Source organism: Mesorhizobium sp. M8A.F.Ca.ET.161.01.1.1, from assembly GCF_004792105.1.
GTDB lineage: Bacteria > Pseudomonadota > Alphaproteobacteria > Rhizobiales > Rhizobiaceae > Mesorhizobium.
On record NZ_SRTD01000396.1, the window covers coordinates 1 to 300 of the forward strand.

The 300-nt window shown below is 59.3% G+C and carries 1 pseudogene; it reads right to left on the bottom strand.

From position 1 onward, the window contains the following. Positions 1-300, bottom strand: a pseudogene (locus tag EN804_RS36250) (LysR family transcriptional regulator); the annotation flags it as partial.

Genomic DNA, 300 nt, shown 5'->3' on the forward strand with positions numbered 1-300 from the left:
TCGCCGCCGTCGTTTTCGGGGCCTCTCTGAACGCCGAAATGCTTGAAATAGGAAGGCCAGTCGAACCAGTGCGCTGATGAGGTATTTTCGAGGTGGATGAGTTTCCGCCGCGAAAAATCAGCAACGCCTGCGGGCGCCGGCGTTGCTGCCAAAAACGCAGGTGAACAGACCGGCGTGACTTTTTCCGAAAGCAGCAGTACGGCCCCGTCACCCGCCTCTTGCCGGGTGCCGAAGATGATCATCACGTCGCTGTCATGCTTTCCCTGACCCAACGGGTCCTGCGTGGCGACGATCTGGATG